General features: G+C 69.0%; 14 protein-coding genes. 5 read left to right on the top strand and 9 right to left on the bottom strand.

Annotation, left to right across the window (positions count from 1 at the left end; genetic code table 11):
• Nucleotides 1-14: 14 nt before the first annotated feature.
• On the top strand, nt 15-719 hold the full coding sequence (locus ACIBQZ_RS17595) for a DUF4352 domain-containing protein (protein ID WP_396089689.1): 705 nt from the start codon (nt 15-17) through the stop codon (nt 717-719).
• A gap of 42 nt (nt 720-761) precedes the next feature.
• Here the strand turns inward: ACIBQZ_RS17595 and ACIBQZ_RS17600 are convergent, their stop codons facing one another.
• On the bottom strand, nt 762-1,826 hold the full coding sequence (locus ACIBQZ_RS17600; RefSeq protein WP_396089690.1) for an aspartate-semialdehyde dehydrogenase: 1,065 nt from the start codon (nt 1,824-1,826) through the stop codon (nt 762-764).
• A 7-nt stretch (nt 1,827-1,833) separates the two neighbouring features.
• Nucleotides 1,834-3,099, bottom strand: coding sequence for an aspartate kinase (locus ACIBQZ_RS17605; RefSeq protein WP_396089691.1), 1,266 nt, complete (start codon nt 3,097-3,099; stop codon nt 1,834-1,836).
• 218 nt (nt 3,100-3,317) lie between these two features.
• On the opposite strand from ACIBQZ_RS17605, the gene ACIBQZ_RS17610 reads away from it, so the two are divergent.
• From ACIBQZ_RS17610 to ACIBQZ_RS17625, 4 genes are all read left to right on the top strand, one after another.
• Nucleotides 3,318-4,133, top strand: a complete 816-nt coding sequence (locus ACIBQZ_RS17610; RefSeq protein WP_396089692.1) for a hypothetical protein — start codon at nt 3,318-3,320, stop codon at nt 4,131-4,133.
• A 205-nt stretch (nt 4,134-4,338) separates the two neighbouring features.
• Nucleotides 4,339-6,084 (top strand): 2-isopropylmalate synthase, encoded by a 1,746-nt coding sequence (leuA, locus tag ACIBQZ_RS17615; RefSeq protein WP_396089693.1) that lies wholly within the window; start codon nt 4,339-4,341, stop codon nt 6,082-6,084.
• 186 nt (nt 6,085-6,270) lie between these two features.
• Nucleotides 6,271-6,900: an HNH endonuclease family protein gene (locus ACIBQZ_RS17620; RefSeq protein ID WP_396089820.1), complete on the top strand. Its 630-nt coding sequence runs from the start codon at nt 6,271-6,273 to the stop codon at nt 6,898-6,900.
• Entirely contained in the window at nt 6,900-7,421 is a 522-nt protein-coding gene (locus tag ACIBQZ_RS17625) for a hypothetical protein (protein WP_396089694.1), read from the top strand. The genes ACIBQZ_RS17620 and ACIBQZ_RS17625 overlap by 1 nt, the downstream gene beginning before the upstream one ends.
• 381 nt (nt 7,422-7,802) lie before the next feature.
• Here the strand turns inward: ACIBQZ_RS17625 and ACIBQZ_RS17630 are convergent, their stop codons facing one another.
• The 7 genes from ACIBQZ_RS17630 to ACIBQZ_RS17660 form a co-directional block, all read right to left on the bottom strand.
• Nucleotides 7,803-8,840, bottom strand: coding sequence for an ABC transporter ATP-binding protein (locus tag ACIBQZ_RS17630; RefSeq protein ID WP_396089695.1), 1,038 nt, complete (start codon nt 8,838-8,840; stop codon nt 7,803-7,805).
• A 23-nt stretch (nt 8,841-8,863) separates the two neighbouring features.
• Nucleotides 8,864-9,931, bottom strand: coding sequence for an ABC transporter ATP-binding protein (locus tag ACIBQZ_RS17635; RefSeq protein ID WP_396089696.1), 1,068 nt, complete (start codon nt 9,929-9,931; stop codon nt 8,864-8,866).
• Nucleotides 9,932-9,943: 12 nt separating this feature from the next.
• Nucleotides 9,944-10,945 (bottom strand): ABC transporter permease, encoded by a 1,002-nt coding sequence (locus ACIBQZ_RS17640; protein WP_396089697.1) that lies wholly within the window; start codon nt 10,943-10,945, stop codon nt 9,944-9,946.
• Between the two features lie 100 nt (nt 10,946-11,045).
• Entirely contained in the window at nt 11,046-12,827 is a 1,782-nt protein-coding gene (locus ACIBQZ_RS17645) for an ABC transporter substrate-binding protein (protein WP_396089699.1), read from the bottom strand.
• A gap of 71 nt (nt 12,828-12,898) precedes the next feature.
• Complete coding sequence (locus ACIBQZ_RS17650) at nt 12,899-13,906, bottom strand: ABC transporter permease (protein WP_396089701.1); 1,008 nt, start codon at nt 13,904-13,906, stop codon at nt 12,899-12,901.
• 373 nt (nt 13,907-14,279) lie between these two features.
• The gene (gene recR / locus ACIBQZ_RS17655) at nt 14,280-14,873 is read right to left on the bottom strand and encodes a recombination mediator RecR (RefSeq protein WP_396089702.1); all 594 of its coding nucleotides are present in this window, start codon (nt 14,871-14,873) and stop codon (nt 14,280-14,282) included.
• Nucleotides 14,874-14,877: 4 nt separating this feature from the next.
• Nucleotides 14,878-15,186 carry a YbaB/EbfC family nucleoid-associated protein gene (locus tag ACIBQZ_RS17660; protein ID WP_396089821.1) on the bottom strand — a complete coding sequence of 103 codons (309 nt, stop codon included), beginning with the start codon at nt 15,184-15,186 and terminating at the stop codon, nt 14,878-14,880.
• Between the last annotated feature and the right edge of the window lie 38 nt (nt 15,187-15,224).

Consider the following 15,224-nt stretch of genomic DNA (forward strand, 5'->3'; position numbering starts at 1 on the left):
CCAGGAGTCACCCCATGTCGTACGACCCGAATCAGCCTTACCAGCCGCCGGTGGCCCCCGGATACGGCCCGCCGCCGGGGCACCCGATGGCCGGACCACCGCCCGTGGCGAAGAAGGGCAACGCCAAGCTGATCATCGGCATCGTGGGCGGGCTGCTGGGCCTGTGCTGCGTGGGCGGCACCATCGCCGCCGTCGCGAGCGGCGACGACAAGCCGGACGTCACGGTGGACGAGGTCGCCGCGCCGCTCGCCGAGCAGGACGCCGCCGGGACGAAGCCGGCGCCGGCGAAGAAGACCACCGCGGCCCCCGCTCCCAAGGCCGGGCCCGGCCTCGGCGACCCGGTGCGCGACGGGAAGTTCGAGTTTGTCGTGTCGAAGGTCGACTGCAGCAAGACCAAGGTCGGCAGCACCTACCTGAACAAGAAGGCGCAGGGCAAGTTCTGCCAGGTCAGCGTGAAGGTGAAGAACATCGGTAAGGAAGCCCAGTACTTCGACGGCTCGTCGCAGAAGGCGATGGACGCCAAGGGCACCGAGTTCTCCAACGACGGCACCGCGGAGCTGTACGCCAACGAGGACAACGCCACGTTCCTCAACGAGATCAACCCGGGGAACAGCGCGAAGGGCCGGCTCATCTTCGACGTGCCCAAGTCGGTCAAGCTGACCGCGGTCGAGCTGCACGACAGCCCGTTCTCGGGCGGGGTCGAGGTCAGCCTCTCCTGACGCGGAGCGCGCCGGGCGTCCTCGCCACCGGGGCGCCCGGGGTCAGCCCTTGCTGATCTCCGCGGCCAGCAGCTCGGCGATCTGGACCGTGTTCAGGGCCGCGCCCTTGCGCATGTTGTCGCCGGTGATGAAGAGGTCCAGCGCCCGGGGGTCGTCCATCGCGCGGCGGATCCGGCCCACCCAGGACGGGTCGGTGCCGACCGCGTCGATCGGCATCGGGTACTCGCCCGCTTCCGGGTCGTCGACCAGGATCACCCCGGGGGCGTTGCGGAGCACCTGGCGGGCACCCTCCGCATCCAGCTCCGAAGCGAAGACCGCGTGCACCGCGATGGAGTGACCGGTCACCACCGGGACCCGGACGCAGGTGGCGGAGACCTTCAGCGACGGCAGGCCGAGGATCTTGCGGGACTCGTTGCGGAGCTTCAGCTCCTCCGACGACCAGCCGTCCGTGGCCAGCTCGCCGGACCACGGCACCACGTTCAGCGCCATCGGGGCGGTGAACGGGCCGAGGTCGTCGCCGACCGCCTGCCGGACGTTGCCCGGGCGCGAACCCAGGGTGCGGTCGCCGGCCACCTTCATGAGCTGGTCGTGCAGGGTGTCCACGCCGATCTGCCCGGCGCCCGACACCGCCTGGTACGAGGCCAGCACCAGCTCGCGCAGGCCGTACTCGCGGTGCAGCGGGGCGATTGCCATGATCATCGCCATTGTGGTGCAGTTGGCGTTGGAGATGATGCCGCGCGGGCGGTGGCGCAGCTCGTCCTTGTTCACCTCGGGCACGACCAGCGGGACGTCGGCATCCATCCGGAACGCGGACGAGTTGTCGACCACCGTGGCGCCGTGCGCGACGGCGACCGGCGCCCAGGCCAGCGACACGTCGTCGGGCACGTCGAACATCGCCACGTCGACGCCGTCGAAGACCTCGGGGGTCAGCTCCCGCACCACCAGCTGCTCGCCCCGGCAGGACAGCTCCTTGCCGGCCGAGCGCGCGGACGCGATCAGCCGGATCTCGCCCCAGACGTTGCGCCGCGAGCTGAGCAGCTCACGCATGACCGTGCCGACGGAGCCGGTGGCTCCGACGACAGCCAGCGTGGGCTGCTGCTGCGGCATGCGCTGCTTACCGGCCGGTCCCGGCGTAGACCACGGCGGTCTCGTTGCCGCCGAGCTCAAACGTGTCGTGCACGGCCCGGACCGCCGTGTCGAGGTCGCTGTCGCGGCAGACCACCGAGACCCGGATCTCCGAGGTCGAGATCATCTCGATGTTGACGCCGGCCTCGCCGATGCAGGCGAAGAACGAGGCCGCGACACCCGGGTGCGAGCGCATCCCGGCGCCGATCAGCGACACCTTGCCCACGTGGTCGTCGAAGAGCAGCGACTTGAAGCGGGTCTTCTCCTTGATCTTGTCAAGGGCGGCCATCGCCGTCGGGCCGTCGGCCTTGGGCAGCGTGAACGAGATGTCGGTGCGCCCGGTGCCCTCGGTCGACACGTTCTGCACGATCATGTCGATGTTGATCTCCGCCTGGGCGACCGTCTCGAAGATGCGGCCGGCCGCGCCGGGCTCGTCGGGCACACCGACGATGGTGATCTTCGCCTCGCTGCGGTCGTGGGCGACCCCGGTGATCAGCGCTTGTTCCACTCCCGCGTCCTCCATCGATCCGGTGACCAGCGTGCCCTGCTTGTTCGAGTACGAAGAGCGTACGTGGATCGGCACCTTGAAACGGCGGGCGTACTCCACGCATCGCAACATCAGCACCTTCGCCCCGCCCGCGGCCAGCTCCAGCATCTCCTCGTAGGTGATCTGCTTGATGTGCCGGGCGTTGGAGACGATCCGCGGGTCGGCGGTGAACACCCCGTCGACGTCGGTGTAGATCTCGCACACGTCGGCGTGCAGCGCGGCGGCGAGCGCGACGGCGGTGGTGTCCGAGCCGCCGCGGCCCAGCGTGGTGATGTCCTTGGTGTCCTGCGAGACGCCCTGGAAGCCGGCCACGATCGCGATCGCGCCCTCGTCCAGCGCGGTGCGCAGCCGGCCCGGGGTCACGTCGATGATCCGGGCCTTGCCGTGCACGCTCGTCGTGAGCACACCGGCCTGCGACCCCGTGTACGACCGGGCCTCGTAGCCCAGGTTGTGGATCGCCATCGCCAGCAGCGCCATCGAGATGCGCTCGCCGGCGGTCAGCAGCATGTCCAGCTCGCGGCCGGGCGGCAGCGGGCTGACCTGGTTGGCGAGGTCGAGCAGGTTGTCCGTGGTGTCGCCCATCGCGGACACCACCACGACCACGTCGTCGCCGGCCTTGCGAGCCGCCACGATGCGTTCCGCCACGCGCTTGATGCGCTCGGCATCACCCACGGACGAACCGCCGTACTTCTGCACCACGAGGGCCACGGCAGCCGGCTCCTTTCCACCCCGTACGTGCCGACGCCGCCTGGCCAAGATCGGGGCCGGCGGCGCCAGTCGGTCAATCGACACCCAGACTAGCCGCGGGCGTCCCGATCACTGACACGCGATCCCAGAATCCGGCCGACGGGCCCGGGCGACACGCCGGGAAAGGTCTCCGGTGCCCGCAACGACCGGTCCGGGCACCGAGAGGCGAGAATGTCTCGATGCGCTCCCGCCCCGCCAAGCGTGTACTGCCCGCGCTGGCCACCGCCCTGCTGACCGTCGGCGTCGCCGCCTGCGGCGACTCGGCGCCTGCTCCGGAGCCCACCCCGTCCGCGTCAGTGTCCGCGCCGCCGGCGGACCAGGACGCCCGGGTCGCGCTGGCCGCGCGGGCTGCGCTGGCCGAGGACCACCGGTTCTCCGCGATCTACACCCTGGAGTCGCGCGGCTTCGCCCCGCGCTCGGTGCTGGCGACGGTCGCGACCGACGGCAGCTGGCGGGTGGACATCCCGGCCGGCGCCCTCGGCGGTACGGCCGACGTGTCCATCGCGCAGCTCCCGGCCGGCGTGTTCCAGTGCGCGATCCCCTCGGCGACCAACCCGGTCAGCCCGTCCTGCGTCCGGGTGGCCGAGGCGGGCAAGCGCGTCCCCCGGTCGTACGACCCGAAGGTCCAGCGGGTCTTCCGGCAGTGGCTGCCGGTCTTCACCGACCGCCAGGCGGCCCTGTCGGTGACCGCCGCCCAGCCGCTCGCCGGCTCCTCCGGCAGTTGCTTCTCGATCGACACGATCTCCGCCTCGCTGTCCGCGCCGGTCGACGTCGGCATCTACTGCTACGCCGACGACGGCCTGCTCACCGCGGCCCGGGTCAAGTTCGGCACGCTGACCATCGCCGGCGCGCCGGCCGCGGCGCCCGCGACGGTCGACCTGCCCGGCCCGGTGACCGGCGGCGAGCCGATGGGCCTGGACGCCCCGCCGCCCCCGCCGACGACCGAGCCGCCGGCGGCGCCCTCGGGTGCCGCGCCCTCCGCCCCGTCCGCGTGACGCCCGCCGCCTGACCTCCCACTTCCCAGCATCCGGGCGTAGGGTTGGGTTCGTCCGAGTTGATCACGTAGGGTGACGTTCGACATGTGGCAGGCGCTTCTCCTTCGCTGCCGCGACGAGGCCCCATTCCAGGCCGGCACCTCGTCGCGGAGTTGACGCGCGCCGGTCGTTCCTCGGAACTGACCACTTTTCAGGAGCCCTCACCATGTCTTCCACCGCTGATGTAACCGGCGACCCGATCGCGCGCCAACGCCCGAGCCGGATGCCGTTCGAGCGCTACCAGCCCTACCAGCAGCAGTTCACCGTCGACCTGCCGGACCGGCAGTGGCCGGCCCGGCGGATCGAGGCCGCGCCCCGCTGGTGCGCCGTCGACCTGCGCGACGGCAACCAGGCCCTGATCGACCCGATGTCCCCCGAGCGCAAGCGCCGGATGTTCAACCTGCTGGTCGGGATGGGCTACAAGGAGATCGAGGTCGGCTTCCCGGCCGCCAGCCAGACCGACTTCGACTTCGTCCGCCAGCTCATCGAGCAGGACCTGATCCCGGACGACGTCACGATCCAGGTGCTGGTGCAGTGCCGCGAGCACCTGATCGACCGCACGTTCGAGTCGATCCGCGGCGCCAAGCGAGCCATCGTGCACTTCTACAACTCGACCTCGACGCTGCAGCGCCGGGTCGTGTTCGGCCTGGACAAGGCCGGGATCACCGACATCGCGACGACCGGCGCGCGGCTCTGCCAGAAGTACGCGGAGATCCACACCCCGGACACCGAGATCTTCTACGAGTACTCCCCGGAGTCCTACACGGGCACCGAGCTGGAGTACGCGCTGGAGATCTGCTCGGCGGTCATCGACGTCATCGACCCGACGCCGGACCGCCCGCTGATCATCAACCTGCCGGCCACGGTCGAGATGGCCACCCCCAACGTGTACGCCGACTCGATCGAGTGGATGCACCGGCACCTGCCGCGCCGCGAGAGCATCATCCTGAGCCTGCACCCGCACAACGACCGGGGCACCGCCGTGGCCGCCGCCGAGCTGGGCGTGCTGGCGGGCGCGGACCGCGTCGAGGGCTGCCTGTTCGGCAACGGCGAGCGCACCGGCAACGTCGACCTGGTCACGCTGGGGCTGAACATCTTCTCCCAGGGCATCGACCCGATGATCGACTTCTCGGACATCGACGAGATCAAGCGCGCGGTCGAGTACTGCAACCAGCTGCCCGTGCATGAGCGTCACCCGTACGTGGGCGACCTGGTCTACACGGCGTTCTCCGGCTCGCACCAGGACGCGATCAAGAAGGGCCTGACCGCACTGCAGGAGGACGCGACCGAGGCCGGCGTCGACGTGGACGCGTTCACCTGGGGCGTGCCGTACCTGCCGATCGACCCGAAGGACGTGGGCCGCAGCTACGAGGCGGTCATCCGGGTCAACTCGCAGTCCGGCAAGGGCGGGGTCGCGTACATCATGAAGTCCGAGCACAAGCTCGACCTGCCGCGCCGGCTGCAGATCGAGTTCTCCGGCGTGGTGCAGCAGTTCACCGATACCGAGGGCGGCGAGGTCGGCCCGCAGCAGATGTGGGACATCTTCGCCGGCGAGTACCTCATCGATCACCAGGACTTCGGCGTCGTCGACCTGGAGCGCTACAGCACGGCCACGGTGGACGGCAAGGTCGAGATCGACGTGGAGATCCGGCACCGCAACACCCGCCGGCCGATCGCCGGGGTCGGCAACGGCCCGATCGACGCGTACGTGCAGGCGCTGCAGCCGCTGGGCATCCAGGTCCGGGTGCTGGACTACGCCGAGCACGCGCTGTCGTCCGGTGGCGACGCGCAGGCCGCCGCGTACGTGGAGTGCGAGGTCAACGGCCAGTCGGTCTGGGGCGTCGGCCTCGACGCGAACATCGTCACCGCCTCGATCAAGGCCGTGACGAGCGCGGTCAACCGCGTCCGCTGAGCATTTGTTCCGCGCGCCGCCAGGTTCACCCTGGCGGCGCGCGGAACGATTCAGGCACGGATGACGACCCGCGCGAAGCGGGCGTAGGGGGCATACCCTGAACGGGTGCCCCCTCGTACAACTCCCTTGTGGACCTTGCGTGCCGCCGCCGCCCTCCTCACCCTGACCGTCGCCGCCGGCTGCGAACTGCCCGCCGAAACCGGCGGAGGCTCGGGAACCGGCTCTGACTCCGGCTCCGACTCGGGCGCGGGCTCGGACTCGACCACCGGTGGCACCGCGACCACCGACCCCACCGCCGCCCGGGCGAAACTCAAGAAGCTGAAGGTCGTCACCAAGACCGGCTCGATGCGCGGCTACAGCCGGGAGAAGTTCCCGCACTGGAACAGCACGGGCAGCAACTGCGACATCCGCGACTCGGTCCTCAAGCGCGACGGCACCAAGGTCAAGGTCTCCGGCTGCAACGTCGTCGCCGGCACCTGGATCAGCGTCTACGACGGCGACAAGATCACCGACCCGTCGAAGGTCGACATCGACCACGTGGTGCCGCTGGCCAACGCCTGGCGCTCGGGCGCGAACGCCTGGACCACCGACCAGCGCGAGGAATTCGCCAACGACCTCAAGGATCCCCAGCTGGTGGCGGTTTCGGCGGCGTCCAACCGGTCAAAGGGTGATCAGGACCCGTCCACGTGGAAACCCGAGCAGACCGAAGCCTGGTGCCAATACGCTCAGGACTGGATCGTGGTGAAGAGCCAGTGGAAGCTCACCGTGACCACCAAGGAGAAGTCTGCGCTGACCGCGATGCTGAGGACCTGCTGATGACAACCCCCAACCCCACCACCGAAACCGCGCCGGAACCGGCCGAACCCACGCCCAAGACCCGACGCTCATCCCACAAAAAATCATCCACCACGGCGACACCCGAGGCCGCGCCCGCCGCCGCTGCACCTGCCGACCCCGCGCCCGCCGCCGCTGCACCTGCCGACCCCGCGCCCGCCGCCGCTGCACCTGCCGACCCCGCGCCCGCCGCCGCTGCGCCTGTTGAGGCCGTGGCCGCCGAAACCACGCCTGCCGAAGCGCCCGCGTCGGCAGCCACCAGCAAGGACACGGACATCACAGCAGGCCAGGGTGGAGTGATGACCGACGAGGTAGGCGTCGTCACCGGCGACCTGACCCTGCGGACGGAACTCTCCGGCGACCAGGTCACGGTCCGCGTGCAATACAAGGACGCCGACGAGTGGTACGCCGTGACAGGCGCAAAGGCAACCCTCAAGAACCCCGCGGACCTCGAAGCGGTCCACGCCATCGCGGTCGGCATCCTCAACCGCCCCGAGGGCTGACCCACCCCGTCGGCCAAGCAGCCCGAAGCCGGACCAGCCACAGCGCAGGTCCGGCCCATGACGCCGCAGCTCGGCCGAAACAACGAGTCGGTGGACGGTGTGGACTAATGGTCAGCTCCGCACCCCAGCGCTACAAGATCGCGCGAGAAACCCCCAGCCGGGCAGCCGGGGAAGGGGAAAGGGTGACCACCACAGGCTGGGGGCGGGGATGACCCACGCAGGGACCAAGCCTGATCGCCCGGAGTGGGTCATCCCCGCCCCCAAGCCCACCATGCAACCACCAGGCAGCGGATAGAACATGCAACCACCCTGCGTTCGGCGGGAGCGACGGTCAGCACCATGCAACCACGCACGACCGGATCTTGATTTGGATCTTGAGAGCTAAGCCGACGTCCCGGCCGGCGACCGCCCCACCACGATCTCTTCCTTGGCAACCGGGAAGTGGCAAGCGGTCTGGTGCGACTCGGGGTCGTCCAGGCGCGGCACCAGCGGGGGTTCCTCGGTCGCGCAGATCTCCTGCGCCTTCCAGCACCGGGTGCGGAAGCGGCATCCCGACGGCGGGTTGATCGGGCTCGGCACGTCGCCGGTGAGCAGCACCCGCTCGCGCTGGGCGCGGTCGCGTCGCGACGGGTCCGGCACCGGTACGGCCGACATCAGCGCCACCGTGTACGGGTGCCGCGGGTTCTTGTAGAGCTCCGTGCGGTCGGCGATCTCCACGATCTTGCCGAGGTACATGACGGCGACCCGGTCGGAGATGTGCCGGACCACCGACAGGTCGTGGGCGATGAAGACGTAGGTCAGGTCGAATTCGCGCTGCAGGTCGTCGAGGAGGTTGACGACCTGCGCCTGGATCGACACGTCCAGGGCGGAGACCGGTTCGTCGGCGACGATGAGCTTGGGGCGCAGGGCGAGCGCGCGGGCGATGCCGATGCGCTGGCGCTGGCCGCCGGAGAACTCGTGCGGGTAGCGGTTGTAGTGCTCCGGGTTGAGGCCGACCAGCTTGAGCAGGTCCTGCACCGCGGTCTTGACGCCCTTCGGCGTCGGGATCTTCTGGATCTGCAGCGGCGCGGCGATGATCGAACCGACCGTGTGCCGCGGGTTCAGCGACGAGTACGGGTCCTGGAAGATCATCTGTACGTCGCGGCGCAGCGGGCGCATCTTCTCGGTGTTCAGGTGGCTGATGTCCTGGCCCGCGAAGACGATTTTGCCGCCGGTCGGCTCCAGGATGCGGGTGAACAGCCGGCCTGCCGTCGACTTGCCGCAGCCGGACTCGCCGACCAGGCCCAGGGTCTCGCCCTGGCGCACCGACACGTCGATGCCGTCGACCGCGCGCACCGCACCGACCTGGCGCCGGAACACGCCCTTGGTGATGGGGAAGTGCTTCTGCAGCCCGGTGACCTCAAGCAGGTTTTCGGTCATCTTCTTCTCACTCCCGCTCTCGCTCACAGACTCGGAGCGACTTCCTGCTCGAAGATCCGCCGGCGATCCTCCGGCGGCAGGTGACAGGCGACCGCGTGTACGCCGCCGCGCAGCTCGGGCACCTCGGTGAACGACCGGTCCCCGGTGCGGCCCGCGTACGGGCAGCGGGGGTGGAACGAGCAGCCGGACGGCAGGTTGATCAAGCTCGGCGGCGAGCCCTTGACCGGGTTGAGCCGCTCGCGGACGTCCCGGTCCAGCCGGGGCATGGAGCCGAGCAGACCCCAGGTGTACGGGTGCTGCGGGCTGTGGAACACGTCCGCCGCCGGGCCCCGCTCGATGATCTTGCCGCCGTACATGACCAGGACGTCGTCGGCCAGCTCCGCCACCACGCCCAGGTCGTGCGTGATCATGATGACCGCCGAGCCGAACTCCTCCTGCAGGTCCCGGATCAGGTCCAGGATCTGCGCCTGCACGGTCACGTCGAGCGCCGTGGTGGGCTCGTCCGCGATCAGCAGCTTGGGGTCGTTCACCAGGGCCATCGCGATCATCGCGCGCTGGCGCATACCGCCGGAGAACTGGTGGCCGTAGTCGCTGAACCGCTTCGCCGGCTGCGGGATGCCGACCCGGGCCAGCATGTCGATGGTTCGTTCCCGGGCCTCCTTCTTGGAGGCCTTAGGGTTGTGCACCCGGTACGCCTCGACGATCTGCGACCCGACCGTGAAGTACGGGTGCATCGCGCTCAGCGGGTCCTGGAAGATCATCGCCATCTTGCCGCCGCGCAGCTGGCGTACCTGCTCGTCGGTCGCCGTGACCAGCTCCTGGTCGTCCAGCCAGACCTGGCCCTCGACCTTGGCGTTGCTGCGGGTGCGGTGCAGGCCGAGCACCGCGAGCGAAGTCACGCTCTTGCCCGAGCCGGACTCACCGACGATGCCGAGCGTCTTGCCACGGTCGACGGAGAAGGACGAGTTCGAGACGGCCTGCACGATCCCGTCGTCGGTCTCGAAGCGGACGGTGAGGTCCTTGACCTCGAGGAACGGTCGGGTGGTGCGGTCGCCCGGCATGGTGAGGCCGGCGAGCGAGTCGGTAGACATGTGGTTCTCTCCTCAGCCCAGCCGGACCCGCGGGTCGATGAGGCCGTACAGCACATCGACGATGAGGTTGATGAAGACGATGAAGAACGCCGCGATCAGCGTCACGCCGATGATCACCGGCAGGTCGTTGCCGCGGATCGCCGTCAGTGCCTGGTAGCCCAGACCACGCAGGTTGAAGACCGCCTCGGTGAGCACCGCGCCGCCCAGCAGGGCGCCCAGGTCCAGGCCGAAGACGGTGACGAGCGGGGTCAGGCCCGAGCGCAGCGCATGCTTACCGATGACCGTGCGCTCCCGCAGGCCCTTGGCGCGGGCTGTCCGGATGTAGTCCTCGCCCAGGGTCTCCAGCATGTTGGCCCGGGTAAGCCGGGCGTACGTGGCGGCAAAGAGGAAGGCCAGGGTCACCCAGGGCAGGATCAGGCCCGAGGCCCAGGCGAACGGATTGTCGATGAACGGGGTGTACTCGGCGTTGGGCAGCCAGCCCAGCCAGTACACGAAGATGCTCAGGGCCAGCAGACCGGTGAAGTAGATCGGCAGGGAGACGCCGGCCAGGGCGCCGGTCATCACCACCCGGTCCAACAGCGAGCCTCTTCGCAGTGCGGAGATGACGCCGGTGGAGACCCCGATGAGCACCCACAGCACCGCGGCTCCCAGGGCCAGCGACATGGTCACCGGCAGGTCGCCCATGAGCAGGGGGAAGACTTCCTGGTCCGTCTTGAACGAGTAGCCCATGCAGGGCGCGGGGCAGTGCGTGACGTCGTTTCCGTTGGCGTAGTCCCGTCCGGCGACGAGACCCTTCAGGAACTTGCCGTACTGCACGATGACCGGGTCGGCCAGGCCCAGCTTGGTCCTGATGCCCTCCACCGAGGCGGCGTCGGCGGTCTTGCCGATGTAGAGCAGGGCGGGGTCGCTGCCGGTGATCTTGGGCACCATGAAGAAGATGCCGAAGGTGACCAGCGTGACCACCAGGAGGGTGAGCACGGCGTTGACTCCCCGCCGGATGAGATATGCCAGCACGACGTTCGGCCGGACAGGGAGCGGGCGCCGTTTCCTCGCGGAACCGGCGCCCGCCCGCTGCGGGCGGCCTTCACCTGCCCTTCGGTGCTAGAAAGATCGACTACTTGCCGTCGCTCAGGCCGATGGCCTGGAAGTCGATCATGCTCAGGGCCGAGTGCTCGTAGACGTTCGTCAGCCGCGGGTTGCGGTAGTTGAGCGCCTTGTCGACGACGAAGGGCAGGTAGTACGCGCCCTCCATGATCTTCTGGTTGATCTGCTTGTAGATGTCGGCAGCCTTGACCGGGTCGGTCTCGCCGGCGGCCTGGTCGTACAGCGCGTCGATCGCGGGGTCCTTGATCTCCGGCAGGTTGTAGTTGCCGTTCTTCGGGATGAAGCGGCTGTCCGACAGCGGCTGCATGAAGCCGGCGCCGGTCGGGTAGTCGGCGCCCCAGCCGCCGATGATGATCCCGTAGCCCTTCTTCTTCACGTTGTCGGGCGAACCGGTGATCGAGGCCTGCTGCGCGCCGTCGTACTGGTCGATCTTGGCGTTGATGTTCGCGGCCTTGAGTGCGGCCTGCAGCGCCTCGGCGCTCTTGACCTCAGCCGGCTTGTTGTTGCGGACCGCGATGGTCACGTCGAAGCCGTTCGGCATGCCACAGGCGGTCAGCGCCTCCTTGGCCTTGTCCAGCTGCGGCTTGCCCTGCAGCCGGTTGAACGGGTCGTACGACGGGTCGGCACCCGCGATGTTCGGCGGCAGCATGTTCGTGCCGATGTCGCCACCGGCGATCGGGCCGCCACGGGCGGTCTGCAGCGACGTCGGGTCCGCGGCGTAGATGACGGCCTTGCGGCAGTCGATCTTGTCCAGCGGCGCGACCGAGGTGGCCAGGCCCGCGTAACGCAGGAAGCCGGTGGTCGGGGCGTCGGAGTTCGCCTTGAGCTTCTCGTCCTGCAGGATCTGGGTACGCGCCTGCGTCTGCACGCCGGTCTGACCGGCGTCGAGGTCCACGGTGCCGTCGATGAGACGCTTGTCCATGTCGTCAGCGTTCGTGGTGATCGTCAGGTTGATCGCGTCCGGCAGCGCCTTACGGATCGGGTCGGACGCCTGGTCCCAGTTGGGGTTGCGCACGAACGACACGCTCTTGCCGGGCACAACAGCGCCCGCCTTGAGCATGTACGGGCCGGAGGAGGCCGGGGCGGAGCCGTACTGCGCTCCGGTGTCGCGCGCCTTGGGCACCGGGCCGGAGCCCGGCATCGCCAGCAGGTAGAGGAAGTCCGAGAACGGCTTCGCCAGCTTGAAGACGATGGTGGTGTCGTCCGGCGTGGTGACGGACTTCAGCCCCAGCTTGTCGGGGTCGGTGTCCTTGTAGGGGCCCGGGTAGTTCTGGCCCTGGTCGAGGACGCCGGGCAGGTAGACCGGGCCGCCGGAGATGACGTCGGCCGCCCAGACCCGCTCGATGCCGTACTTGATGTCCTTCGACGTGATCGGTGCGCCGTCGTCGAACTTGAGGCCGCTACGCAGCTTGAAGGTGTAGGTCAGCTTGTCGGCGCTGATCTCGGGCTCGGCCGTCGCCAGGTCGGGGACCAGCTTGAGGCCGTCCTTGCCGGGAGCCGCGGCGTAGTCCACGAGCTTGCGGGTGTAGAGCCGGTTCAGGTTCCAGACGAACGCGTAGTAGGCGCGCGCCGGGTCCATCGAATCGACGTCCTGGGCGGACATCAGGTTCAGCGTGCCGCCCTTCTTGTCACTCGGGTTGACCACACCGGTGATCGCGGCGTTGTAGCCGGACGCACCGGTCGTCGTCGTGCCCTTGTCGGAGTCGCTGTCGGCCGTGCCACCGCAAGCGGCGGTGAGGCCCAACGCGACGGCGAGCCCTGCGGCCGCCACCACCCTAGTCTTGCTAACCACCTGTAACTCCTACCTCCTAGACAGCGAACCCGAGGGCCGCGGAACATGCATGTGGTGCAAAGACCCCTGTGTCAGCGGGCCTTGGGATCGAGCGCGTCACGCAGGCCGTCACCGAAGAGATTGAAGGCCAGCACGGTAATGAAGATCATCCCGCCCGGAACGATCATGTACATCGGGTCGTAGCGGTAGAAGTTCACCGCGTCCGAGAGCATGCCGCCCCACGACGGGTTCGGCGGCGGGATACCCACGCCGAGGAAGCTGAGGGCGGCCTCGGTGAGGATGTTGGTGGGGATGATCAGGGTCGTGTAGACGAGGATCGGCGCGGCCAGGTTCGGCAGCAGCTCCCGGCCCAGGATGCGCGGTGAACGGGCGCCGAGGCTCTTGGCGGCCTCGACGAACTCACGCTCGCGCAGCGACAGCGTCTGCCCGCGCACGATCCGGCCGATGTACGGCCAGCCGAAGAAGCCGATCACGCCGACCAGCACGAAGACCCGGGACCAGCGGTCGCCGAGCCCGAGCATGGAGTCGGGCAGCACCGACACCAGGGCGATCGCGAAGAGCAGCTGCGGGAAGGCGAGCAGGAAGTCCATGATCCGGCTGACCACCGCGTCGACCCAGCCGCCCAGGTAGCCGGCCGAGAGACCGAAGAGCACACCGAGGATGGTGGAGAGGAACGCCGACAGGAAGGCGACCGTCAGCGAGGTCTGGGCGCCGTAGACGATGCGGCTGAAGATGTCCCGGCCGGAGACGGGCTCGACACCGAGGATGAAATCCCTGCTGATGCCGCCCCAAGGACCGATCGGGGTGCCGAGCGTGGGGTCGATCTGGTCGCCGTGGAACTCGTCGATCGGGTGGCCGAACAGCTTGGTCAGCACCGGCGCGAGGACCGCGATGAGGACCAGCACGCCGACGACCACGGCACCGGCGAGCGCGACCTTGTCCGCCTTGAGCCGGCGCCACGCGATCTGCCGCAGCGACCGGCCGGCTATGGCCTGTTCACCGGACGCCCGCTCGATGGCGGGGTCGTCGGTGGGCGCCGACCGCTCGTCGGTAATCGACGCCTCTGGGCCGATCGACATGTATCCGCCGGTCCTTTCCCCGGCCGCCGACCACAGGTTTCCACAGCCGCGGTGACGGGCACCAAGCCCGGAAACCGGCGGTTATGGCTCCCGCAGCGCCCGGCAACCGATCGGTTATCGCAAGCCTCGAGTGCCGTTCCCCCGGGAAACCGGTCAGGTCCGACCGGCGCCACGAGGGCACGCGACAGCGGGTGTGCCGCCATCGTTAGGAACATTCACCTACCGCGGGGGTGCGGTCAAGGCCATCACCGGCACGCGCGTGCTTCCGTGTCTCCCCCGTGATGTGACCGTTACCTGCGGACCCGCCAAGACGGAAAACTACCGGCTACATGACGCTGAAGTACCGCAAAGCGGGCAAAATGCGCCGGTATGGCTACACGGCGCGGCGGCCCTCGAAAGCCCTGCCCAGGGTGATCTCGTCGGCGTACTCAAGATCGCCGCCGACCGGCAGCCCGCTGGCCAGCCGGGTGACGGCGATGCCCATCGGCTTCACCATGATGGCGAGGTAGGTAGCCGTGGCCTCGCCCTCGGTGTTCGGGTCGGTGGCGAGGATCAGCTCCTTGATCTCGCCGGTGCCGAGCCGGATCAGCAACTCCCGGATCCGCAGGTTGTCCGGCCCGATGCCCTCGAGCGGGTTGATGGCGCCACCCAGGACGTGATAGCGACCGCGGAACTCGCCGGTCCGCTCGATCGCCACGACGTCCTTCGGCTCCTCGACCACGCAGATGACCTCGTTGCTGCGACGGGTGTCGCGGCAGACCCGGCACTGCTCCGACTCGGCGACGTTGAAGCAGGTCGTGCAGAAGCGGACCAGCTCCTTCACCTTGCGCAGGGTGTTGGCCAGCCGGTTGACGTCGGCGGGATCGGCGGACAGGACGTGGAAGGCGATCCGCTGGGCACTCTTCGGGCCGACGCCCGGGAGCCGGCCCAGCTCGTCGATCAGGTCCTGGATGGCGCCCTCGTACACAGGCTCAGAATCCCGGGAGGGACAGGCCGCCCAGGCCGCCGGTGGCCGGACCCATCTTCTGCTCGGTCAGCTCCCGCACCGCCTCGGACCCGTTGTGGATGGCGGCGAGCACCAGATCCTCCAGCGTCTCGACGTCCTCAGGGTCGACCGCCTTCGCGTCGATCTTGATGGACTTGAACTCGCCCAGTCCGGTGACGACCACGGTGACCAGGCCACCGCCGGCCGTACCGGTGACCTCGGTCTCGGCGAGCTCGGCCTGCGCCTGCGCGACCTGCTGCTGCATCTTCTGCGCCTGCTTCATGATCTGCTGCATGTTCGGCTGTCCACCGGGGCGCATCGCATTGCTCCTTA

This window comes from Actinoplanes sp. NPDC049599 (assembly GCF_044465625.1).
In the GTDB taxonomy this organism is placed as follows: domain Bacteria; phylum Actinomycetota; class Actinomycetes; order Mycobacteriales; family Micromonosporaceae; genus Actinoplanes.